This window comes from Acidovorax radicis, assembly GCF_020510705.1.
Classification (GTDB): Bacteria; Pseudomonadota; Gammaproteobacteria; order Burkholderiales; family Burkholderiaceae_C; genus Acidovorax; species Acidovorax radicis_A.
The window spans coordinates 702320-722849 of record NZ_CP075184.1 but is presented as its reverse complement, the minus strand read 5'-3'; the positions used below and the strand labels follow the sequence as shown (position 1 = coordinate 722849).

General features: G+C 64.2%; 18 protein-coding genes. 6 read left to right on the top strand and 12 right to left on the bottom strand.

Annotated elements, in window-relative coordinates; all coding sequences use genetic code 11:
* Window positions 1-8 precede the first annotated feature (8 nt).
* From KI609_RS03265 to KI609_RS03240, 6 genes are all read right to left on the bottom strand, one after another.
* Window positions 9-1025, bottom strand: a complete 1017-nt coding sequence (locus tag KI609_RS03265) for a M48 family metallopeptidase (RefSeq protein WP_226450164.1) — start codon at window positions 1023-1025, stop codon at window positions 9-11.
* A 10-nt stretch (window positions 1026-1035) separates the two neighbouring features.
* Window positions 1036-1872, bottom strand: coding sequence for a lysophospholipid acyltransferase family protein (locus tag KI609_RS03260; RefSeq protein ID WP_226447063.1), 837 nt, complete (start codon window positions 1870-1872; stop codon window positions 1036-1038).
* Between the two features lie 65 nt (window positions 1873-1937).
* Window positions 1938-2579, bottom strand: a complete 642-nt coding sequence (gene gmhB / locus KI609_RS03255) for a D-glycero-beta-D-manno-heptose 1,7-bisphosphate 7-phosphatase (RefSeq protein ID WP_226447061.1) — start codon at window positions 2577-2579, stop codon at window positions 1938-1940.
* A 55-nt stretch (window positions 2580-2634) separates the two neighbouring features.
* Window positions 2635-4776 (bottom strand): glycine--tRNA ligase subunit beta, encoded by a 2142-nt coding sequence (glyS, locus tag KI609_RS03250; protein WP_226447058.1) that lies wholly within the window; start codon window positions 4774-4776, stop codon window positions 2635-2637.
* Between the two features lie 11 nt (window positions 4777-4787).
* The gene (gene glyQ, locus KI609_RS03245; RefSeq protein ID WP_226447056.1) at window positions 4788-5708 is read right to left on the bottom strand and encodes a glycine--tRNA ligase subunit alpha; all 921 of its coding nucleotides are present in this window, start codon (window positions 5706-5708) and stop codon (window positions 4788-4790) included.
* 466 nt (window positions 5709-6174) lie between these two features.
* The gene (locus tag KI609_RS03240) at window positions 6175-7245 is read right to left on the bottom strand and encodes a type II asparaginase (RefSeq protein WP_226447054.1); all 1071 of its coding nucleotides are present in this window, start codon (window positions 7243-7245) and stop codon (window positions 6175-6177) included.
* 171 nt (window positions 7246-7416) lie between these two features.
* Between KI609_RS03240 and KI609_RS03235 the strand changes: the two genes are divergently transcribed.
* Window positions 7417-8325 carry a LysR family transcriptional regulator gene (locus KI609_RS03235; RefSeq protein WP_226447052.1) on the top strand — a complete coding sequence of 303 codons (909 nt, stop codon included), beginning with the start codon at window positions 7417-7419 and terminating at the stop codon, window positions 8323-8325.
* Window positions 8326-8436: 111 nt separating this feature from the next.
* Here KI609_RS03235 and fabB read toward each other — a convergent pair whose 3' ends face one another.
* The 6 genes from fabB to KI609_RS03205 all read right to left on the bottom strand — a co-directional run bounded on the left by fabB (window position 8437) and on the right by KI609_RS03205 (window position 14524).
* Entirely contained in the window at window positions 8437-9660 is a 1224-nt protein-coding gene (gene fabB, locus KI609_RS03230) for a beta-ketoacyl-ACP synthase I (protein WP_226450162.1), read from the bottom strand.
* The gene (gene fabA / locus KI609_RS03225) at window positions 9660-10199 is read right to left on the bottom strand and encodes a 3-hydroxyacyl-[acyl-carrier-protein] dehydratase FabA (RefSeq protein WP_226447050.1); all 540 of its coding nucleotides are present in this window, start codon (window positions 10197-10199) and stop codon (window positions 9660-9662) included. The genes fabB and fabA overlap by 1 nt, the downstream gene beginning before the upstream one ends.
* A gap of 159 nt (window positions 10200-10358) precedes the next feature.
* Window positions 10359-11981 carry an apolipoprotein N-acyltransferase gene (lnt, locus tag KI609_RS03220; protein ID WP_226447048.1) on the bottom strand — a complete coding sequence of 541 codons (1623 nt, stop codon included), beginning with the start codon at window positions 11979-11981 and terminating at the stop codon, window positions 10359-10361.
* Window positions 11981-12865, bottom strand: a complete 885-nt coding sequence (locus KI609_RS03215) for an HlyC/CorC family transporter (protein ID WP_226447046.1) — start codon at window positions 12863-12865, stop codon at window positions 11981-11983. The genes lnt and KI609_RS03215 overlap by 1 nt, the downstream gene beginning before the upstream one ends.
* 95 nt (window positions 12866-12960) lie before the next feature.
* Window positions 12961-13704 (bottom strand): GNAT family N-acetyltransferase, encoded by a 744-nt coding sequence (locus KI609_RS03210; protein ID WP_226447035.1) that lies wholly within the window; start codon window positions 13702-13704, stop codon window positions 12961-12963.
* 337 nt (window positions 13705-14041) lie between these two features.
* The gene (locus tag KI609_RS03205) at window positions 14042-14524 is read right to left on the bottom strand and encodes an Lrp/AsnC family transcriptional regulator (protein WP_226447033.1); all 483 of its coding nucleotides are present in this window, start codon (window positions 14522-14524) and stop codon (window positions 14042-14044) included.
* A gap of 164 nt (window positions 14525-14688) precedes the next feature.
* On the opposite strand from KI609_RS03205, the gene KI609_RS03200 reads away from it, so the two are divergent.
* From KI609_RS03200 to phhA, 5 genes are all read left to right on the top strand, one after another.
* Entirely contained in the window at window positions 14689-15627 is a 939-nt protein-coding gene (locus KI609_RS03200; RefSeq protein ID WP_226447031.1) for an esterase/lipase family protein, read from the top strand.
* Between the two features lie 3 nt (window positions 15628-15630).
* Window positions 15631-16668, top strand: coding sequence for a lipase secretion chaperone (locus KI609_RS03195; protein ID WP_226447029.1), 1038 nt, complete (start codon window positions 15631-15633; stop codon window positions 16666-16668).
* A 183-nt stretch (window positions 16669-16851) separates the two neighbouring features.
* The gene (gene hppD / locus KI609_RS03190; protein WP_226447027.1) at window positions 16852-17964 is read left to right on the top strand and encodes a 4-hydroxyphenylpyruvate dioxygenase; all 1113 of its coding nucleotides are present in this window, start codon (window positions 16852-16854) and stop codon (window positions 17962-17964) included.
* Window positions 17965-18046: 82 nt separating this feature from the next.
* Window positions 18047-19012, top strand: a complete 966-nt coding sequence (locus KI609_RS03185) for a Bug family tripartite tricarboxylate transporter substrate binding protein (RefSeq protein WP_226447025.1) — start codon at window positions 18047-18049, stop codon at window positions 19010-19012.
* 74 nt (window positions 19013-19086) lie between these two features.
* Window positions 19087-19926, top strand: coding sequence for a phenylalanine 4-monooxygenase (gene phhA / locus KI609_RS03180; protein WP_226447014.1), 840 nt, complete (start codon window positions 19087-19089; stop codon window positions 19924-19926).
* Window positions 19927-20530: the final 604 nt, after the last annotated feature.

The following is a 20530-nucleotide window of genomic DNA, read 5'->3' as shown; positions in this document are numbered from 1 at the left end:
TGCCGCCATCATGTCCACAGCGGCGCGGGTTCGTCGCGCAAATGGTTGCGCAGCTGCGCGTAGTCGGGCACCACCGTGGCGACGGTGTCCCAAAAGCGCGGGCTGTGGTCCATCACGCGCAGGTGGGCCAGCTCGTGGGCCACCACATAGTCGATAACGGCCGGGCGGTAATGCAGCAGGCGCCAGTTCAGCCGGATGGAGCCGTCGGCCTTGGCGCTGCCCCAGCGGGTGTTGGCGCTCGACAGACGCAGACTGGCCCAGCGCACGCCCAGCAGGGGCGCAAAGTGGTCCAACCGGGTGGTGAAGTGGCGCCGTGCATCGCGCATCAACCAGGCCTGCACGGCATCGCGGATCTGCGTTGCACTGGCACTGTGGGGCAAGCCAACGTGCAAGCTGGGCGCTGCGGCCGTGGCACCCACATCGCCGTGCGCCAAAGCGGCCACCAGTGCCCCGCCCTTGCCCGCAAAGCCATGGCTAGGGTCCAGCACCAGCCTCAGCGGCTCGCCCAGATAGGGCAGCACAGCCCCATTGGCCCACACGATGCGGCCACCCTCCATGCGCTGCTGGCGCTCGCGGGCTTCGGCCAGCTTGCGCACGATCCATCCGGATTTCTCGCGCAGGGCAGCGTCCACTGCGCCCAAGGTCACCCAACTGGGCGCACGCACCGACAGGCCGTCCGCCCCCACGGTAAACCCGATGGTGCGACGCCGCGCGCGCTGCAAGGCATAGGCCACCACCGCGTCGCCCAGCAGCACCTCGCGGCTGGCCTGCGGGTGGCGGAATTCAGCCGGTGTCATCACCGAGGGCAGAGACACAGGTGCAGGCACATGGGCAGGCGCATGGGCAGGCATGCCTGCATTTGCTACAACTTCAGGAGCATCTTGCGCTTGATGGGCAAGCGCAGGCGGTGTTTTTGGCTGAATTTTTGGCTGGCGCCCAGCCTGCAACACGGGCGGCTCACCGGGCGTGGGCGGCGCAACCGGTGTATCGAAAAGGTCGAGTGCAAGCTGCACAAGCCGCTGCATCACGGTGGGCTTACTTTCCAGCGGCTGCGTCTTGCGATGCCTCGCCAGACGCCGCGGGCGTCACTGCCGACGAGGGCGCACCAGCCGGCACTGCGTTGGCAGGGGCGGGGGTTGGGTAGGCGTCCGGGTCCAGGCGCCGCATCTCGGCTTCGATCCAGGCCTGCACCTCACGCATCAGCTCGTCGGGCTGTCGGCCCACACTGGAGATGGGTTTGCCAATGGACACGTCCACCACCCCGGGTCGCTTGATGAAGGCCTTGCGCGGCCAGACGCGCGCCGACGTCACGGCAATCGGCACCACCGGCACGCCGGTGTCGATGGCCAGGCGGGTGCCGCCGCTTTTGTATTTGCCCTGCTGGCCACGGTCGATGCGCGTGCCTTCGGGGAACATGATGATCCAGATACCCTTGGCCAGCAGGTCCTTGCCCTGTTGCACCACCTTGTTGAACGCCGCCGTGGTCTGGCGGCGGTCGATGTGGATCATGTCCAGACGACCAATGGACCAGCCAAAGAACGGCACGCGCAACAGTTCTTTCTTGAACACATAGGCCAACGGGCGGGGCATGATGGCCGGCATCAGAAAGGTCTCGTAGGTGGACTGGTGCTTGACCAGCAGCACCGCCCCCTCGTTCTCGCCCTGCGGCAGGTTTTCCATGCCGATCACATGGGTCTTGATACCCAGGATCACCCGCGCCCCACTGATCGACAGCGACAGCCACGCCCGCGCGATGCGGTACACCGGCCGCCCCCGCATGCCAAACAATGTGCACAGCATGATGGCCAGCGTGTAGGGCACCACGGTAATGCCCATCCACAAAAGATGAATGACGGAACGGATGAAAGCCATGTTTAGAGTCTTTTTGGCCACTAGCGCTTATATACAAAGCGCCACCAGCTATTAATTAGATAGCATCAAGCAGAAAAGATACCCTGCCCTGGCAATGGTAAGGGCGCGGAGGATGTAGCGACGGGCGTCACCAAAGGCGAGCCGCTTTGCAGCACCGGCAACACTGGCAGCAGTTGGTCCACAAAATCACCAAGGCTGGCGTGCACGCGCGTGCCCGGTGCCACCCCGGCTGGCAACGGCCCACCCGGCGTCAGGTGGGCCGACTCCCCCGTGCACACCAGATGCACCTGCGCACCCAACGCCTCACCCGCCTGCACATGGGCCACGCAGTTGCCCACCACGTGTACATCGGGGCGCTCGACGCCATATCGGTCGCAGATCTGTTCCAGCAAGCCGGGCGCTGGCTTGCGGCACCCGCAGTCTTCGTCGGCCGCATGGGGGCAATAAAACACCGCATCGATGCGCCCCCCCACAGCGGCGAGGTGCCGGTGCATCTTGGCGTGAATGGCATTGAGCGCCATCACGTCAAACAGGCCACGACCCAGCCCGGGCTGGTTGGTGGCCACCACCACATGCCAGCCCGCGTGGTTCAGCCGGGCCACGGCTTCAAGCGCGCCGGGCACGGGGATCCACTCGTCGGCGCAGGTGATGTAGTCCCCCCCCATCAGGTTGAGGGTGCCGTCGCGGTCAAGGATGGCAAGTTTCATGGGCGGTGTTTCCCTGGTGAGCGCAGCAGCCAGCCTATCAGGTCGGGCGATCGCGTCAAACGGCCAAGCGCGAGAGATCGGCCACGCGGTTCATCGCCAGGTGCAGGCTCTTAAGCAGGCCCTGGCGGTTCAGGCGCAGATCGAGTTGCTCGGCGTTGACCATCACGTCGTCAAAAAACGCATCCACCGGCGCACGCAACACAGCCAGCGTTTGCAGCGATGCGGTGAAATCACCGGCTTCGAATTGCGCATTGGCCTCGGGCACAAAACGCTGCAGCGCGGCGTACAGGTCCTGCTCGGCGCTTTCCTGCAGCAGCTGGGGGTTGACGTGGGGGTCGACCGCACCTTCGGCCTCGGCTTTTTTCAGGATGTTGCCGATGCGCTTGTTGGCAGCGGCCAGGGCCGGGCTTTCGGGCAAGGCGGCAAAGGCACGCACGGCCGCGAGCTGTTTTTCGACCAGCGCCAGACGCTGCGGGCGCAGGGCCAGCACGGCGTCCACCTCTTGGGCGCTGAAGCCCTGCTCGCGCAGGCTGCCGGCGAGGCGGTCGTAGATGAAGTCGGCCAGCGCCGCCGATGCGTCGGTGATCTTGTCGCCAAACGCGGGCACGGCACCGGCCAGCAGCGCGTTCAAATCCAGCGGCAGGTCTTTTTCGACCAGCATGCGGATCACGCCCAGCGCATGGCGGCGCAGCGCAAACGGATCGCGGTCACCCGTGGGCAGGTTGCCAATGCCGAACATCCCCACCAGGGTTTCCAGTTTGTCGGCCAGCGCCACCACCACACCAGCGGTGTTGCGGGGCAGTGCGTCGCCCGCAAAACGGGGCTTGTAGTGGTCTTCAATGGCGTAGGCCACGGTCTCGCCCAGGCCATCGTTGAGCGCGTAGTAGCCGCCCATGGTGCCTTGCAGCTCGGGGAACTCGCCCACCATATCGGTCACGAGGTCGGTCTTGGCCAGTTGTGCTGCCAAGTCGGCATCTGCCACCAAAGCGGCATCGCCCAGCTGCGTGGCAATGGCTTTGGCTATTGACCTAACGCGCTCCACGCGCTCGCCCTGCGTGCCCAGCTTGTTGTGGTACACGACCTTGCCCAGGCCTTCGACGCGCGAGGCCAGGGTCTTCTTGCGGTCTTGGTCAAAGAAGAACTTGGCATCGGCCAGGCGCGGGCGCACCACGCGCTCGTTGCCACCGGTCACAAAGCTGGTGTCTTCAGGGCTGATGTTGCTGACCACCAGGAACTTGTTGGTCAGCTTGCCTGCGGCGTCCAGCAGCGGGAAGTATTTCTGGTTGGCCTTCATCGTGAGGATGAGGCACTCTTGCGGCACGCCCAGGAACTGCTCTTCAAACTGGCAGATGACCACGTTGGGCCGTTCGACCAGCGCGGTCACTTCGTCCAGCAGGGCCTCGTCTTCGATGGGGCGGGCGCCGTTACCCACCTTCGCAGCGGCCGCAGCCAGCTGGCGTGCGATCTCGGCCTTGCGCTCGGCAAACGATGCGATCACCGCGCCGTCTTTTCGCAGCGTGGCGGCGTAGCTGTCGGCGTCGGCCAGCACCACGGGCGACACGGCGGCTTCAAAACGGTGGCCGGTAGTGCTGTTGCCAGCCGTCAGGCCCAGCGCCTTGACGGGCACCACGGTGCTGCCATGCAGCGCCACTAGGCCGTGTGCGGGGCGCACAAAGTTCACGCTGGTCCAGCCGGGCAGCTCGCAGTCGGTTTCGAGCTGGTAGCTCATGACCTTGGGGATGGGGAGCTTGGCAATGGCTTCATCCAGCGCCTTTTGCAAACCGGCCTGCAGGGTGGCACCGGGCACCACGCTGTCGTAGAACAGGGCTTCGGCCTTGCCGTCCTGCGCGCGCTTCAAGGCGGCCACGGCGGCTGCGGGGTTGGACACATCGGCGCCCAGCGCCTGCAGCTTTTTGAACAATGCAGGAGACGCGTTGCCCGAGGCATCGAGCCCCACCGACACCGGCATTAGCTTTTGCTGCACGGCCCTGTCAGCCGCCTGGGGCAGCACAGCCGCCACATGGGCCGCCAGACGGCGCGGCGCGGCATAGGCCGTTACCACAGCATCAGCGGCGGCCAGACCCTGGGCCTTGAGCTGGTCGGCCAGCACCGTGGCAAAGGCATCGCCCAGCTTCTGAAGCGCCTTGGGGGGCAGTTCTTCGACAAACAGTTCAACGAGGAGGTTTTGGGTTGTCATCGTCATTTCTCTCACGCTGCCTTTTTGACCATCTGTTCCACCCACTCGCGCGGTGCCATGGGGAAACCCAGGCGCTCGCGGCTTTCGTAGTAGCTTTGCGCCACAGCGCGGGCCAGGTTGCGGATGCGGCCGATGTAGGCAGCGCGCTCGGTCACGCTGATGGCGCCGCGCGCATCCAGCAGGTTGAAGCTGTGCGCGGCCTTGAGCACTTGCTCATAGGCGGGCAGCGCCAGTTGCTGCTCCATCAGGTGCTTGGCCTGCTTTTCATGCGCGTTGAACGCGGTGAACAAAAAGTCCGCGTCGCTGTGCTCGAAGTTGTAGGTGGACTGTTCCACCTCGTTTTGCTTGTACACATCACCATAGGTGAGCTTGGAGCCGTCGGCGCGCTCGGTCCAAGTCAGGTTGTAGACGTTGTCCACACCCTGCAGGTACATGGCCAGGCGTTCCAGACCGTAAGTGATCTCGCCCGTGGCGGGCTTGCAGTCGATGCCGCCCACTTGCTGGAAGTAGGTGAACTGCGTCACCTCCATGCCGTTGAGCCAAACTTCCCAGCCCAGGCCCCAGGCGCCGAGCGTGGGGTTCTCCCAGTCGTCCTCGACGAAGCGGATGTCGTTCTTTTTGAGGTCAAAGCCCAGGGCTTCGAGCGAGCCGAGGTACAGCTCCAGGATGTTGGCCGGCGCGGGCTTCAAGACCACCTGGTACTGGTAGTAGTGCTGCAGGCGGTTGGGGTTCTCGCCATAGCGGCCGTCCTTGGGGCGGCGGCTGGGCTGCACGTAGGCAGCCTTCCAGGGCTCGGGCCCGATGGCGCGCAGGAAGGTGGCGGTGTGCGAGGTGCCTGCGCCCACTTCCATGTCATAGGGTTGCAAAAGGGCGCAACCCTGCGCGTCCCAATAGGACTGCAACTTCAGGATGATTTGCTGGAATGTCAACATGGCGTCTGTGGCTGGGGCACTGGCAAGCCAGGGCCGGGCAAGTAAGGGGGACAAGAAGAAAACGCGGTGCGTGCGCCAAACCCAACGCCCGCCGCCCCAAAAGGCAACAAGGGCGGGCATCGCGCGCGAAACCAGTGATTTTACGGCGCGCAGCCGCAGGTGCTGCGGCAGCACCAGCAACATCGGCCCGCACCCATGAAAAAAGGCCGGAGCCCTTTTGGAGCCCCAGCCTTCCCAACCAGTCACGCGAGCTATAAGCCGGTGCGTGCCGGTGACCACCTTTGCGGGCAGCCCGTCGGCGCACATATGGTGCGCCAAGTCTTATCTGAAATAGCCTATCGCTACGCAGTTCGCCACCCGTCGAAACTGTCGCGAACCAGGCCAGCGCCCCCGCGCAAGAGCCGCCCCGCCGCGCTGGGGGCGTCCCCCTTCAGGGGGAAGGCGCGAAGCGACTCAGGGGGTCTTCTTAATACTCCCAGAAAATGCGCTGCAGCTCTTTGCTGTCATTGGTCTTGGTCAGGGCGACCATGGCCAGAATGCGGGCCTTTTGGGGGCGCAGGTCATGGGCCACCACCCAGTCGTACTTGTCGTCGGGTTGTTCGGCATTGCGCAGCACAAAGCCATCCGGCACGCGGGCCGAGCGGATGATCTGCACGCCCTGGCCGCGCAGGGCCTTGAGCGAATCCACGGCCTGCGCTGCCACCGAGCCGTTGCCCGTGCCGGCATGGATCAGTGCCTTGACGCCAGCCTTGCCATAGGCTTCGATGCCTGTGGTGTTCATGTTGCCGTAGCCGTACACGATGTCCACGGCGGGCAGCGCCTTGATATCGTCGATGTTGAACTCGGAGTTGGTCGTGTGGCGCTTGACCGGGGCGCGGAACCAGTAGTTCTTGCCCTCCACCACCATGCCCAGCGGGCCCCACTGGCTCTTGAAGGCCTCGGTCTTGATGTTGATGGTCTTGCTCACGTCGCGACCGCTCTGGATCTCGTCGTTCATCGTGACGAGCACGCCCTTGCCAGCGGCGTCCTTGCTGGCGGCCACGGTCACGGCGTCGTACAGGTTCAGCGCGCCGTCGGCCGACAGGGCCGTACCAGGGCGCATGGAGCCCACCACCACGATGGGCTTGGTGGTGTGCACCACCAGGTTCAGGAAGTACGCGGTTTCTTCGAGCGTGTCGGTGCCGTGGGTGATGACGATACCGTCCACATCGGCCTGCTTGGCCAGGGCCGAGACGCGTCGGCCGAGTTGGAGCAAATGCTCATTGGTGAAGCTCTCGGACGCGATCTGGAACACCTGTTCACCCGAGACGCGGGCCACGCTGGAGAGTTCGGGCAGGCCCGCCAACAGCTTGTCCACCGGCACCTTGGCGGCGGCGTAGGTGGCACTGTTGGCCGCCGAGGCGCCAGCGCCTGCAATGGTGCCGCCGGTGGCCAGCACGACCACGTTGGGCTTGGCCGCCTGGGCCAGGGCCACGACAGAGGCAGCGGACAGCAGCAGGCCGGCAAGCCAGCGGTGCACAGGTTGGGAAATGCGCATGACAGAAATCTCCAGACAGTTGTTTTGAAGAGGGCCTTCAGCGGTGTGTGCTGGGGCCCCTACCCGCTCGTTGGCGGTGCCGGATGGTATGAGAAAGTCAGACACACCGATAGGGAATAATCAGCCACCCCCTGTGAATTGAACTCACACCCCCCACCTACGGACCTTGCAATGAACCTGCGGCAACTTGAGGTGTTCCAGGCTGTTCTGCAAACCGGCAACATGAGCGCTGCCGCGCGGCTGCTGTGCATTACTCCGTCGGCCGTGAGCAAGGCCGTGGCGCACACTGAGCTGCAGCTCGGCTACCGCCTGTTCGTGCGCACACCGGCAGGACTGACCCCAACGCCCGAGGCGCAGGTGCTCGCCACCGAGTCCACAGGCATCCACCGCCAGCTCGAAGCCCTGCGCCGCACGGCACGCAACCTGGGCGCCAATGACTCCGGGAGTGTGCGGCTGGCGGCCATTCCCTCCATCACGCACGAATTCCTGCCCCTGGTGCTGCAAGAACACGCGCAGCGCTACCCGCAGGTGGGCGTGGAAGTGCGCACCATTCACCAGGACCAGATGACACAGGCCCTGCTCACGCGCAGCGTGGACTTTTGCCTCGGCTTCTACAAGCACCCGCACCCGCAGATCCGCAGCGACCTGCTGGTCAGCGGGCGCATGTACCTGGCCGTGGCGCAGTCGGTGTGGGCGCGCGCGCCGCGCGCCGTGACACCCGGCGCCCGGCTGGCCCAGGTGCCAGTGATTCGGCTGGTGGGGGACGACCCCATGCGCCTGTCCATCGACGACCTCGCCCAGCGCCTGGGCACGCCCGCAGGGCCAAGCCTGCAAGTGCAGACTTCACGGCTGGCGCTGGAGCTGGTGCGCCGGAGCATGGGCTGGACGGTGGTCGACTTTCTGACAGCCACCCAGCTCGACCCGCAGGCCATCATGGCGGTGGAACTGCACGAGTTGCCGCCTATGTCGTTGTACTGCTACCACGCACGCACGCTGCCACCGGGGCTGCAGGCCACGCGCATACTGGCGATGCTGCCGGGGCTGTTGCACCAAGCGCTGTCATCCGGGCCCGCGCACTGATCGGGCGGTGACTTGAGGCGACCCCGCTGCGGTGGCGGGGCCCCCTTCCCTCTCGCGCAGTAGCGGCCAGAGGGAAAAACGGAAAGACGCAATGCGCCCCAGAGGGTTGCGTCAATCGTTCCAGCGGCGCAGCACCAGGCTGGCGTTGGTGCCCCCAAACCCGAAACTGTTGGACAGCACGGTCGTGAGCTGCGCATCGCGCGAGGTGCGCACGATGGGCATGCCTTCGGCAGCCGGGTCGAGGTTTTCGATGTGGGCCGAGCCGGCGACAAAGCCTTCCTGCAACATGTAGAGGCAATAAATCGCCTCCTGCACGCCCGTCGCACCTTGCGAGTGGCCGGTGAGCGACTTGGTCGATGAAAACGGTGGCACCGCATCGCCAAACACTTCACGCAGCGCGCGCAGCTCGGGCAGGTCGCCCACGGGGGTCGAGGTGCCGTGGGTGTTCACGTAATCAATGGTGGCGCCGCCTGCGTCGGCAATCGCCTGGCGCATGCAGTTGATCGCGCCGTCACCGGACGGTGCGACCATGTCTTCGCCGTCGGACGACAGGCCAAAGCCCACGACCTCGGCCAGGATGTGGGCGCCGCGTGCCTGCGCGTGTTCGAGGCTTTCGAGCACCAGCGCACCACCGCCACCGGCGATGACAAAGCCGTCGCGGTCTGCGTCATAGGGGCGCGAGGCTTTTTCGGGCGTGTCGTTGTATTTGCTGGACATGGCACCCATGCCGTCAAACAGCAGCGCGAGGCCCCACGAGAGCTCTTCGCCGCCGCCCGCGAACATCACGTCCTGCAGGCCAAAGGCGATCTGCTGCGCGGCCATGCCCACACAATGGGCAGAGGTGCTGCAGGCCGAAGTGATCGAAAAATTGATGCCCTTGATGGCAAACGCCGTGGACAGATTGGCCGACACCGTCGAGCCCATGCAGCGCGTGACCTGGTACGGCCCCACGCGGCGAATGCCCTTGCTGCGCAGCGTGTCTGCAGCCTCGATCTGGTTGGCCGGCGAGCCGCCGCCCGAACCCATGATGAGGCCGGTGCGCGGGTGCGACACCTGCGCGGGCGTGAGGCCGGACTGCGCGATGGCGTCTTTCAACGACACATAGGCATAGGCCGCGGCATCCCCCATGAAGCGGCGCAGCTTGCGGTCAATCAGTGCGTCCAGATCAATCTGCGGCACGCCCGCCACCTGGCTGCGCAAACCGAGCTCGGCAAACTCGGGCATCGCGCGGATGCCGGACTTGCCTTCGCGCAGCGATTGGGTGACGGCCTGCTGGTCATTGCCGATGCACGAGACGATGCCCGCACCTGTGATGACAACACGCTTTTTCGAGATCATGCCGAGGCTCCCTCCGTGGGTGCTCCGACCGTTGCGTCGTCGCGTTTGAAGAGGCCCACCCGCAGGTCGTTGGCCACATAAATTTCCTTGCCATCGGCCAGCAGGCGGGCATCGCCAATGGCCATGACCAGCTTGCGCTTGATGACACGCTTGATGTCGATTTCGTAAGTGACCAATTTCACGTCAGGCCCCACTTCACCAGTGAACTTGACCTCGCCGGCGCCCAGCGCTCGGCCCTTGCCCGGCAGTTGCAGCCAGGTCAGGTAAAAACCGATGAGCTGCCACATGGCGTCGAGCCCCAGGCAACCGGGCATGACCGGGTCACCCTGGAAGTGGCAGGCAAAAAACCACAAATCGGGTTTGATGTCCAGCTCTGCGCGGATTTTTCCTAGCCCGTGTGCGCCCCCATCGCTGTCGATGTGCGTGATGCGATCGAACATCAGCATGGGTGGCAGCGGCAGACGCCCGCTGTCAGCGCCGAACAGCCGGCCCTCGCCCGAGGCGATCAGTTGTTCGTAGGAAAAGGAATCTGCCATTTTCAGTCGTGCTCCAGAACAGCGGTTGCACCGCTTCAAACCATCGTTATACGCAACACAAGCCCCCGCGTGCGACCCTCTATTATCAAGGCATAGGATGACACCATCCGGTTTTGGCCGCCAAGCCCGCGCGACCGCCGCCAAAACACCTGACGTGGATCAATTGCCACGCGCCGCCCGCAAGCGGATTGCCACCAGTGCCCACACCAGCGCCAAGCCACCAAAACCCCAGAGCGGCCCCAGCCCCCAGCGAGAAACCCACCACGCGTAAGGGGTGATTGCCCAGCCACTTTGGGCGTCCAGCCCCCGGCCCTGCACCTCGCCTCGCAACACCCCACGGGTGTAGCGCGCCAGTTGGTGGGTCACCACGCCGCGGTGATCGATGATGGCGGTGGCCCCCGTGTTGGTGGCCCGCACCATGGGCCGCTCGAACTCCAGCGCCCGCATGCGGCTGATCTGCAAATGCTGGTCAATCGCCACGGTGTCGCCAAACCAGCCGATATTGCTCAGGTTGACAAACACCGTGGGGGCTTTAGCCGGGTCCCGAAACCGCGCGCCCAGCTCTTCGCCAAAAAGGTCTTCGTAGCAGATATTGGGAGCCACGCGCTGGCCCGCCCAGACCAACGAGGGCTGGCCAACCGCGCCGCGGTTGAAATCGCCCAGCGGAATATTCATCATCTCGGTAAACCACCTGAAAAACGGCGGGATGAACTCGCCGAACGGCACCAGGTGGTGTTTGTCATACCGATAGGGCTCGTTCACGGTGGCGGGGCTGAAACCCACCGCCGAGTTGGTGTAGCCCAGTGTCTCGTCTCCGAGCGGTATACCCAGCAACGCCGCTTGTTGGCCGTGGGCATAGCGCTGCTCAATGCCGTCAAGGTAACCAGGGATAAGTTGCTGGGGCAACAGCGGGATCGCGGTCTCTGGCGCCACCACGAGGTCGGCGCGCGCATCCCGCAGGGCCTGCGCGTACCACGCCAGCGCCACCGGCACGCCGCTGCCCGACTGGAACTTTTCATCCTGCGCGATGTTGCCCTGAAGCAACTCAAGGCTCAGGGCAGGCGCCGGGGGTTGCACTGGCGTGTGGCACATATCCACTGCGCAAAACCGATCCATCGTGGCGGCGGCAAGCGCCACCCCGACGGCCAACAAAAGGCCCCACAGGCGAGCGCTGCGCAGGTCGTCACGGCGCACCTGCACGGCCAACATCACCAGCATGGCCGCTACCGCGCTGATGCCATACACCCCCACGTAGCGCGCAAGAACGGCCAGCGGACCATCCACATGCGCGTAGCCGCCAGCGCCCCAAGGAAAACCCGTCCACCACACACCACGCGCCAATTCCGCCAAGAGCCAGAGCGCTCCGAAAAGAAGAGCACTTCGCGCTTTACCAACGGGCGCCAGACGGCAAAACAACGCTACAGCCGCTGCGTAATAGGTGGCAAGAAATGCAGCCAGCCCCAGTACGGCAGCTGCCGCCAGCGGCGCTGCGAGGCCGCCATACTGGTACATGGAAATGAAAAGCCACCAGAACGTGCCAGACAGCCATGCGGTGGCAAACATGCCGCCTATCCAGGCGCCGCGCCCCCATGAAACCGAGGGGCTCGAGGCCGCCGGGCGCACCAGCCAGGCCAGCACCGCTAACGATGCCAGTTGCAGCCACCACAGCGCATGGCCACTTCCGGGCCAGGCCAGCGAAGCCGCTTGCGCCAGGCCCGCCACCAAGGCCACAGGGATTTGTGTCACCAGCGACCGTCCCGCTGCCGGATGGGCGCGCAACATCAACCGGCAGCGTCGGTTTCTTCGACCCTGGAGACCTTGAACCAGCGCACCGCGCCACCCTTGGTGTGCAGCACGACAAATTGAAGGCCCGCAAGCTCCAGAAGCTCGCCGCGTTTGGGCATATGGCCGATCTCGTGGGCGATAAGCCCACCGATGGTGTCAAAGTGCTCGCCCGGATCGCTGCCGGTGATAGTGACTCCAAACGCTTCGGCAACGCGTTCGATCAGGGTGTCTCCGCTCACGCGGTAGGTGCGATCAGCCAGGCCGAAGATATCGCCGTCGTCTTCGGGGATATCGAACTCGTCCTCGATCTCGCCCACAATTTCTTCGAGCACGTCCTCAATGGTGACAAGGCCCGCCACACGGCCAAACTCGTCGATGACGATGGCCAGGTGATTGCGGTTGCCGCGGAATTCGCGCAACAGGTCGTTGAGCCCCTTGCTCTCCGGCACAAAAACCGTCGGCCGCAACAAAGCGCGGACATTCAGCGTGGGAGATCGCTGCAGCTTGAGCAGATCCTTGGCCATCAGGATGCCGATGATGTTCTCGCGCTCACCGTGGTACACCGGGAACCGCGAATGCGCGGTGTGGATGACCATGTTCATCAGCTCGTCAAACGGCGCATCGATGTTGATGAGATCCATGCGCGGGGCAGCCACCATCACGTCGCGCGCCGTCATGTCCGCCATGCGAATCACGCGCTCCAGCATCACGCGCGAGTCCGCGCCAATGACTTCGTTGTCTTCGGCTTCGGCCAGGGTTTCGATGAGCTCTTCCCGGGAATCGGGCCCCGGATGGATGAACTCGGCCACTTTTTGCAGGAAGGTGCGCTTGTCCTCCCTCTCGGGCGGTCGCCCGGGGTGCGCGGGGTGCGGGTCAGACACTGTCTGGAGTGCAGGACGTGCGGTAGTGAATCAGGCCCCTAGGATAGCGGATTGTCGTGAACGCCAGCCACCACCGGCGTCACGGCTTCGCCAGCTCACTCGGCCGACTGGTGGCGCGCGTGCTGAACGCCGCTGCGCACTTCCTGCACGTTGGCCAGAAAGTCCCAGAACTGCTTGGCCTGCTTCTTGATCTGGTAATCCACTTCGGCAAACTGCTGTTCGACGATTTCTGCCATGCGGGTGTCCAGGCTCGCGGGCTCAATCTGCAGGTAAGCCTCGGATTCAGAGCCGTCGCGGCGCACGGTGGCGCCCGCATTGCGCGCAATCTTGAGCATGGCCGTGTTTTCAGACAGTGCATGGATGAACACCATGCTCACACCTTCGTTGCGGGCGTGCATCACGGCACGCTCGAACAGCCGCGCGCCAAAGCCTCGGCCCCGGGCCTGCTTGAGCACCGACACGCCAAACTCTGCACAGTGTTTGTGATCGGGGTGCTCGGAGAAAGCCAGATGCGCCATCGCAATCAGCTCAAGGCGACGGTTGTAGATGCCAAAAATTTCGTCGCGGTCAAAGTTCAACTGCTCGGCATAGCGGCGGATCTGCTCGTCATTGGCCGCGTAGCCAAACCGAAGGTAACGGTCGGCAGGCTCCAACTGCAGCAGGTGCTGAGTGATTCGCTCGCGGTAGGTAGGGCCCAGCGCCCGGATAGGAACCATTACAGGCAGATGGATAGGCTGGTGGCCATCAGCAGACGGCATGGAGGGACGCGCCGTCACCGGGCGCAGGATGTCCCGCCCTGCGTCCCAGGATGCCTTGAGCCAGTCTTTGGTTGCGATCATGGCAATTAATGTAAGGGTTTTCCCTGATCATTTCCAGTGAAATTTGCTGCACCGCAACAAAATAGTGGCGCCACCCCAAAACACAGTAACAAAGAGGCTGTAACGCTTTATTCATGAGCACAAGCAGCTATACAAAAAATAGCAACACAAGCCACAAAAACGAATACCCTGTCGCCCGGATGACTGGCGATGCGCTATGGCGCCCCCACTCCAAGGCCGCCCCAAGGGTTGCCATGGCGCAAGCGTATAGCGGTCCGCCCAAAGCGGCAACACCCTGCGCCGCTGGCGCGTTTAGAACGTGTTCACGATCTCAGGCCGTTGCAGGGATCAGGCCCGCTCACACCGGCACGGCCGTCGTCGCCTTCACGCGGTCGAGCACAAAACTGGTCTTGCAGTCCTGCACGCTGGGGTGCTTGAGCAGCGTGTCCATGATGAAGCGGCTGTAGTGCGCCATGTCGGCCACCACCACGCGCAGCAGATAGTCCATCTCGCCGGTGAGCGATGCGCACTCCACCACCTCGGGCCAGGTCTGCACGCTGGCGCGAAACAGGTCCATGGGGTTGCGCTTGTGGCTTTCGGTGTGTTTTTCGAGCCGCACATTGAGGTAGGCCGTGAGCCCCAAACCCACAGCCTCGGGCGGCACCAAGGCCACATAGCGATCAATGACGCCGCTGTCTTCCAGGCGCTTGACGCGGCGCAGCACGGCGCTGGGCGACAGTCCCACCTGCTCGCCGATGACGTCATAGGTTTCTCTGCCGTTGTCTTGGAGACGGCGCAGGATGGCCCTGTCCAGCTTGTCGAGTGCGTTGAAACCAGTCATGACGCAGGATTTTACGAACGCGACACGGTTCCCGCCGAATCTTTTTGCGGTTGCGGGTATGTCCCGATAGTGACTGTGTGGGTGAAACACAAAAATTGATTCCGCAAAAACGCACGGTCGTTCGTTTTTGTGCATATAAAAAATCAATCAACGGAGACAAACACATGACCGGATTTTTCAGCCGCCTTTTGCGGCCACTGGTGCTCGCAGCCACGGCGGGGCTGCTGCTCATCGGCGCAGGGGCGCATGCGCAAAGCGGCTACACCCAGACCCGTTATCCCATCGTGCTGGTGCACGGGCTTTTTGGCTTTGATTCCGCCCTGGGCGTTGATTACTTCTATGGAATCCCCGACGCGCTGCGCCAGGGCGGCGCGCGGGTGTATGTGGCGCAGGTTTCTGCCGCCAACAGCACCGAGGTGCGCGGTGAGCAGTTGCTTGCGCAGGTCAAAACCATCATGGCGATGGCGGGCGCCGACAAGGTCAATCTGATTGGCCACTCCCACGGCGGCCCCACCACCCGCTATGTCGCGGGCGTGGCGCCACAACTCGTGGCGTCGGTCACCTCCATTGGCGGCGTGAACAAAGGCTCTCGCGTGGCCGACATTCTGCGAAGGGTTGCGCCGAAGGGCTCGGTGTCCGAGGCCGTGGCCAACAGCGCCGCCAAGGCCCTGGTGGGGCTCATCAACCTGGTGTCGGGAGGCACAAGCCTGCCCCAGATGCCCACGGCCGCGCTTGACGCGCTCACCACCGCAGGTCTCGCCGACTTCAACCGCCGCTTTCCGCAGGCGCTGCCCAGCCATTGCGGCAGCGGCGCCGAGCTGGTGAACGGCGTGCGCTACTACTCGTGGACGGGCACACAGCCGCTGACCAATGTGCTGGACGCCAGCGACGGCCTGCTCAGCGTACTGGGCCTGGTCTTTGGCGAAGCCAACGATGGCCTGGTGGCCGCCTGCTCGTCGCGCCTGGGCAAACACCTGGGCGACTACCGGCAAAACCACCTCGACGAAGTCAACCAATTGCTCGGCCTGCGCGACTGGTTTTCAACCGATCCCGTCACGCTGTACCGCCAGCACGCCAATCGCCTCAAGCTGATGGGCGTTTAAACCGTGCAAAGCGTCCGCCACCAAGGCCCCCCGGAGACGGCACAAGCCCGCGCACGCATCCACTTTTTGGGGCTGGCCGCCATAGCCGCAGGCATTGCGGCAGCCGCCGTGGCCTGGTGGCTGGGCGCATTCACCGTGCAGCCGGGCGCGCACACCCCCGCCCAGAAACCGCAGGCCACCGCGATGCTTGGCGGGGCCGTAGGCGCGTCCATCGCTGCGAGCGATGCCAACCGGCTCGGCACGTCACCCCACCCGGCGCAGTCGCCAGCATCGGGCAGCTCAGCCGACCCGCTGCTGACCGAAGGCCTGCGCGACCGACTGGAAGCCATGCTGATGGAAGCCGGCGATGTGGCCGACCCCCAGGCACTCAAACAACGGCTTGCCCAGCTAGTGGGGCAGCACTTTGCGCCCGACCTGGTCACGCGGGCACTGGCCCTGGCCGAGCGTTATGTGGACTATCGCGTGGCACTCGCAGGTCTGCACGCGCCTCAAGACCTGAACGACCCCAGCGCACTGCGCAACGCCCTGGAGGCTCGCCAGAAGGTGCGCTCACAGTTTTTTGACGACGCCGAATACGACGCCCTCTTTGCCCGTGAGGCAGAGCTGGACCGCTACACGCTCGCGCGCCTGGAGGTCACACGCAACACCCAGTTGTCGGCCGAGCAACGCACGCAGGCACTGCAGGACGCCGAAGCAGAGCTATCGCCACAGCGCCGCGCCGAGCGCAATGCCGCCACGGCACACATGGCGGCCGCAGAACAGACGGCCAGCTTCAACGCACAAAACACCGACGAGCGCACGCGCCACACCGTGCGCGCCGCCCAATATGGCGAACCGGCCGCCCAGGCCATGGCCCAACTGGACCGCGAAGAACAGAACTGGCAGCAGCGGCTGGCGCAATACAGCGAGGCCCGGGCACGGCAAGGCGAAGGGGCGGCGCTGCAACAACTTCGGCAGCAGCTTTTCTCGGCCGAAGAGCAGTTGCGCATTGATGCGGCCCTGGCGTTGCGCCGCCTGCAGCCCGCGGCGTCTGGCTCCTGAACCCAGCGCCCAGCGCAAATGCCGGGCGACAAAGCTCTTATGGGCGCGGTCGTCCTGCGCCCTTATTTGATCATTCACAAGATTCCTGCAAATCAAGCCCGATAGGGTCTTGATTTCGCCAGAAACATGAGGCATGCCGCACCTACAGTCCATGACATTCATCAACGAATGCCGGAGACAACCATGAACGCCCCCCTGCCGCAGCCCACCGCCGCCCAACTGGAGGCCTGGGACAACCCCATGGGCCTGACAGGCTTCGAATTCGTCGAATTCACCTCGCCCACGCCGGGCGTGCTGGAGGCGGTGTTTGAAAAGCTGGGCTTCACGCTGGTGGCCAAGCACCGGTCCAAGGACGTGGTGCTCTACCGCCAGAACAGCATCAACTTCATTCTCAACCGCGAACCCCACAGCCAGGCCGCCTACTTCGGCGCCGAGCACGGCCCCTCGGCCTGCGGCCTCGCCTTCCGCGTGAAAGACGCGCACAAGGCCTACAACCGTGCGCTGGAGCTGGGTGCCCAGCCCATCGAGATCCCCACCGGCCCCATGGAGCTGCGCCTGCCCGCCATCAAGGGCATTGGTGGCGCGCCGCTGTACCTGATCGACCGTTTTGAAGACGGCAAGTCGATCTACGACATCGACTTCGAGTTCATCGACGGCGTAGACCGCCGCCCCGTGGGCCATGGCCTCAATGAAATCGACCACCTCACGCACAACGTGTACCGGGGCCGCATGGGCTTTTGGGCCAACTTCTACGAGAAGCTGTTCAACTTCCGCGAGATCCGCTACTTCGACATCCAGGGCGAATACACGGGCCTGACCTCCAAGGCCATGACCGCGCCCGACGGCAAGATCCGCATCCCGCTGAACGAAGAATCCAAGCAGGGCGGCGGCCAGATCGAAGAGTTTCTGATGCAGTTCAACGGCGAAGGCATCCAGCACATCGCGCTGATCTGCGACAACCTCACCGAAGTGGTGGACAAGCTCGGCATGGCCGGTGTGCCCCTGGCCACGGCCCCCAACGACGTGTATTACGAAATGCTGGACACCCGCCTGCCCGGCCACGGCCAGCCCGTGTCCGAGTTGCAGGCGCGTGGCATCCTGCTGGACGGTTCTACGGCCGACGGCACGCCGCGCCTGCTGTTGCAAATCTTCTCCACGCCCCTGCTGGGACCGGTGTTTTTCGAGTTCATCCAGCGCAAGGGCGACTACCGCGACGGCTTCGGCGAAGGCAACTTCAAGGCGCTGTTCGAATCGCTGGAGCGCGACCAGATTCGTCGCGGGGTGCTGAAAGCCTGACCGCGGATGCCCCAACCACGCCAAGGGTTAAACGGGGACACGTGCCTATACTGCGCGCTCCCCGGAACACCCAAGGATCCCGATGTCGCTCCGTAGCAATCTCCTGTGCCTGTTCATTGCCAGCATGGCCACCGCCGCGTTGGCGCAGAACCCTTCTGCACCTCTCACCATCGTGGTGCCCTACCCTGCGGGCGGTCCGCTGGATACCTCGGCACACATCGTGGCTGATGGGGCCACACAGCTGGGCACCATCAAGGTGGAGAACAAGCCCGGCGCGGGGGGCACCACCGGCGCCAACGAGGTGGCCAAGGCCCCCAAAACCGGCAACCAGATCCTGATGGGCGCCGTGGCCACCCACGCCGTGAACCCGTGGCTGCAGAAGAACTTTCCTTACAACGCCCTCAAGGATTTCAAACCGATTGCGCTGGTGGCACGCACCCCCAACGTGCTGGTGATCAACGCAGACCAGGCCGCCAAGCTGGGGATTCGGACCACCCCCGACCTCGTGCAGTACCTCAAGAAAAACCCCGACCAGGTCAAGTATGGTTCGGGCGGCAACGGCAGCATCGGCCACATCTCGGCCGAGATGTTCAAGTCGCTCACCAACACCAAGATGGGCCACACGCCGTTCCAGGGCTCCAAGCCGGCCCTGGCCGCGCTGGAGTCGGGCCAGGTGCTGATGGTGTTTGACAACCTCGCCTCGGCGCTGCCACAGATCAAGTCAGGCAAGCTGCTGGCGCTGGGGGTGACCACGCTCAGCAGCGACGAGGCTCTGCCCAAAGTGCCCAGCATCAATGACAGCGTGCAAGGCTTCAACGTGTCGACGTGGTTCGGCCTGTTTGCCCCGGCTTCATTGCCTGACGCAGACGCACGGCGCTATGCCGCAGCATTCTCGTCGGCCATGCATTCACCCGCTGGCCTGGCGAAATTCAAGAAGATGGGCATCACACCCGAAGAGCTGACGCTTGACGGGTTTGCACAGTTTGTGCGCTCGGAAAACAGCAAATATGAGTTTCTGATCCGGGCCGCAAAAATCAAGATCGATTAACCGCCGTCGGGGCCAGTGCGCGCCAACCCTTCCAGGCGCGCTGACCATCCATCACGACGGCCAAGGAGCCAAAAATGGGACAAGCCCCCGTCGTCTATGGTCAATCCACCCGCCCACCCCGTGGCGACTACTCGCGCGCCAACGAGGACTACACCTGCCCGCAGGATTACGCAAGCTACACCGCCGCCGACCACGACACCTATCGCAGGCTCTACGAGCGCCAGCGCGCGCTGTTGCCGGGGCTGGCCAGCCAGGCGTTCATCGACGCCCTGCCGTCGCTGGGCGCGAGCGACCGCATCCCGCGCTTTGAAGAGGTGAACGAGCGCCTTTACAAGGCCACCGGCTGGGAGCTGGTGGGCGTGCCGGGGTTGATCCCCGAGGTGCCGTTCTTCACCCTGCTGGCCAACCGCAAGTTCCCGGTGACGGACTGGATCCGCAAGCCCGAGGAGTTCGAATACATCGTCGAGCCAGACATCTTCCACGACCTGTTCGGCCATGTGCCGCTGCTGTTCAACCCGGTGTTTGCCGACTATGTGCAGCGTTATGGGCAGGGTGGGCTCAAGGCGCAGGGACTGGGGTCGTGCGAGATGCTGAGCCGCCTGTACTGGTACACGATCGAGTTCGGGCTGATCCGCGAGGCGGGTCAGTTGCGGGCGTATGGCGCGGGCATTTTGAGTTCGTCGGGCGAGCTGGCGTACTCGGTGCAGAGCCCGGAGCCGCAGCGCATTGCGCTGCAACTGGAGCGCACCATGCGCACGCGCTACAAGATCGATACGTACCAGCAGACGTATTTTGTGATCGACAGTTTTGAGCAACTGTTTGAAATGACGGCGGCGGACTTTGCGCCGATCTATGAGCGGCTGCGGGGGTTGCAGGAGTTTGCTGCGGATGAGCGGGAAGCTCTGGCGGCTTGACTTTTTAATGAAATTGGGCTCTGGCGCCTATCCATAAAGCGCTGATAGCTATGGTTTTTGTAGTCGCACTGTGCCTGATTGAAGGGCGGAGGCCGGGATTTTGCCCCGGCGGGCGAGTAACTTTCTTTCGCGTCGCCGAAAGAAAGTCACCAAAGAAAGGGCGCCCCTACACGCTGCGTCCCTTCGCTTCGCTGCTGGCAACCTGCGGTGCTCGCGTCCAGCGGGGTCTCGCTCGAACTCGCTCCACTGCGTTGCGCTCAAACAATCGCGAGCCCTGATCCGCTGGCCGCTGCGCATCCTGAAGGGAGCCCGCAACCGGACATCCATACGGGCCATCGCTGCGCTCGGCCCGGAACGCGCAGGCGCTTCGCGCCGCGACCGCGAAGCCGAGCGCAGCGATGGCCCGTGTGGCTGCTTGGATGTTCGGCTGTCCACCCCCTGCTGGCTGCGCCTGCGTCGGGGCGGTTGCGGGGTGAGCATGGGCGTCGAAGCGCCCATGCCTCGTTGTCTAGCTCGCCGCGGTTGTCCGAGCGGCGCGCGCAGCGCAAAGCGAGTTCCACGGCGCACCCCGCAACCGCCCCGACGCAGGTTTGCCCCTTCGCCC

Coding starts and splice junctions, on each gene's coding strand:
- phhA (WP_226447014.1), top strand. CDS start 19,087: ATGGGACAAGCCCCCGTCGTCTATGGTCAATCCACCCGCCCACCCCGT.
- KI609_RS03185 (WP_226447025.1), top strand. CDS start 18,047: ATGTCGCTCCGTAGCAATCTCCTGTGCCTGTTCATTGCCAGCATGGCC.
- KI609_RS03200 (WP_226447031.1), top strand. CDS start 14,689: ATGACCGGATTTTTCAGCCGCCTTTTGCGGCCACTGGTGCTCGCAGCC.
- gmhB (WP_226447061.1), bottom strand. CDS start 2,579: ATGAAACTTGCCATCCTTGACCGCGACGGCACCCTCAACCTGATGGGG.
- KI609_RS03240 (WP_226447054.1), bottom strand. CDS start 7,245: ATGCGCATTTCCCAACCTGTGCACCGCTGGCTTGCCGGCCTGCTGCTG.
- KI609_RS03235 (WP_226447052.1), top strand. CDS start 7,417: ATGAACCTGCGGCAACTTGAGGTGTTCCAGGCTGTTCTGCAAACCGGC.
- KI609_RS03205 (WP_226447033.1), bottom strand. CDS start 14,524: ATGACTGGTTTCAACGCACTCGACAAGCTGGACAGGGCCATCCTGCGC.
- KI609_RS03265 (WP_226450164.1), bottom strand. CDS start 1,025: ATGCAGCGGCTTGTGCAGCTTGCACTCGACCTTTTCGATACACCGGTT.
- glyQ (WP_226447056.1), bottom strand. CDS start 5,708: ATGTTGACATTCCAGCAAATCATCCTGAAGTTGCAGTCCTATTGGGAC.
- fabA (WP_226447050.1), bottom strand. CDS start 10,199: ATGGCAGATTCCTTTTCCTACGAACAACTGATCGCCTCGGGCGAGGGC.
- hppD (WP_226447027.1), top strand. CDS start 16,852: ATGAACGCCCCCCTGCCGCAGCCCACCGCCGCCCAACTGGAGGCCTGG.
- glyS (WP_226447058.1), bottom strand. CDS start 4,776: ATGACAACCCAAAACCTCCTCGTTGAACTGTTTGTCGAAGAACTGCCC.
- KI609_RS03260 (WP_226447063.1), bottom strand. CDS start 1,872: ATGGCTTTCATCCGTTCCGTCATTCATCTTTTGTGGATGGGCATTACC.
- lnt (WP_226447048.1), bottom strand. CDS start 11,981: ATGTTGCGCGCCCATCCGGCAGCGGGACGGTCGCTGGTGACACAAATC.
- KI609_RS03210 (WP_226447035.1), bottom strand. CDS start 13,704: ATGATCGCAACCAAAGACTGGCTCAAGGCATCCTGGGACGCAGGGCGG.